Here is a 1897-nt window from a genome sequence, read left to right as displayed (position 1 = left end):
CTGCCGGCCATCGAGGCGCAGTGTCACATGCAACAGGTAAGGATCGCCTGCCCCGCCCATCAGGTGGTGGAACAGCATGCCCTCCTGCAGCGGCGTCAGCGGGTAGATGTCCTGCACATTCGCCGCCCCACCAGAGACCCGCTCGACGATTCGCCTCACCTCCTGCGGGCTCAACTGCACGAGCGGCAGCATGTCCGGCGTGATCGCGTCGCACCCCGGCGGGATGCGGTTCGCAGGCACCTCGATGCCATTGTCGTTGGCATCCCTGATCGCGGCGGCCAGGGCGGCCAGCGTGGACGTCTCGAAGATCGTGCGAACGTCGGTCTGCAGTCCGGCCTGCCGCAGGCTGGAGGCGACCTGTATCGCCAGCAGGGAATGGCCGCCGAGCGCGAAGAAATTGTCGTGGATGCCGACGTGATCGAGCTGCAACACCTGCGACCAGACCGAAGCCACGATCTGCTCCGCCGGCGTGCGTGGCGCCACATAGTCCGCGTTCTCCGAACGCCCCGCCGGAGCGGGCAACGCCCGGCGGTCGAGCTTCCCGTTCGAGGTCAACGGCAGCGCCTCCAGCACCACCACCGCCGCCGGCACCATGTGCTCCGGCAGACGCAGCCCCACATGCCGGCGGAGTGCGGCCGGGTCGACCGTGGCCCCAGGGGCGGGGACGACGTACCCCACCAGCTGCTTGTGCCCCGGCTTATCCTCGCGGGCGATGACGGCAGCCTGGGCGACGATGGGATCGTCGCAGAGGGCGGCGGCGATCTCGCCGGGCTCGATGCGGAAGCCACGGATCTTCACCTGCTCGTCGGCGCGGCCGAGGAAGTCCAGCACCCCGTCCGACCGCCAGCGCGCGAGGTCGCCGGTCCGGTACATGCGAGAGCCGGAGGGTCCGAAGGGACAGGCGACGAAGCGCTCGGCGGTCAGGCCCCGCCGGTTGAGGTAGCCTCGGGCCAGCCCCGCCCCGGCAATGTACAGCTCTCCCGCCACACCCATCGGCGCCGGACGCAGGCTCCCGTCCAGCACGTACATCTGCGTGTTCCAGATCGGGCGGCCGATCGGGACCGGTCCGCTGTCCGGCTCGGCCCGGCAAGCCCAATAGGTGACATCGACGGCCGCTTCCGTCGGGCCGTAGAGATTGTGCAGCGGCACGTCCAGGACGGCAAAGAACTGCGCCTGCAGCTCGGTCGGCAAGGCCTCGCCACTGCAGACGACGCGCCTGAGGCCCTGACAGGACCGGGCGGAAGGTTCCAGCACGAAGCTCTGCAGCATCGAGGGCACGAAGTGCAGGGTCGTGATTCCGTAGCGGTTGATCGCCTCGACGAGATAGGCCGGGTCCTTTTGCCCCTCGGGCCTCGCGAGGACCAGGGCGGCGCCGGTGATCAGCGGCCAGAAGAACTCCCAGACCGAGACGTCGAAGCCGGACGGCGTCTTCTGCAGGACGCGGTCGGAGCCGTCGAGCTGGTACTCCCCCTGCATCCACAGCAGGCGATTGACGATGGCGGCCTGGGAGACCACGGCGCCCTTGGGCCTGCCGGTGGAGCCGGAGGTGTAGATGACGTAGGCGGGATGCTCTTGGCGGAGCGCCTGGCTGCGGCCGGCATCGCCAGGGTTGGTGTCCGGGCTAAGGTCGAGCTCGGCCTGGACGTCCGGATTGTCCAACAGCAGCCGCGGCGCGGTCCCGGGCAGGGCGCGGCCGGCGGCACCAGCGGTGAGGACAAGCCGGGGCGCGGCATCCTCGAGCATGAAGCCGAGCCGCTCCTCGGGGTAGTCCGGGTCGAGCGGCAGGTACGCGGCGCCCGTCTTCAGGATCGCCAGCAGCCCCACCACCATCGCCACCGAACGCTCCAGGCACAGCCCGACCAGCGTCTCAGGCCCTGCCCCCAGCCCGATCAGACGA

At 69.9% G+C, this 1897-nt stretch carries 1 protein-coding gene; it reads right to left on the bottom strand.

Going from position 1 to position 1897, the window contains the following annotated elements; translation table 11 throughout:
• A partial coding sequence (locus AC3XYG_RS40430) for an amino acid adenylation domain-containing protein (protein WP_489145569.1) occupies window positions 1-1884 on the bottom strand: 1884 nt, incomplete at its 3' end.
• Window positions 1885-1897: the final 13 nt, after the last annotated feature.

The sequence above is a fragment of the Inquilinus sp. genome (assembly GCF_057815775.1).
This window is presented reverse-complemented; position numbering and strand designations above follow the sequence as displayed.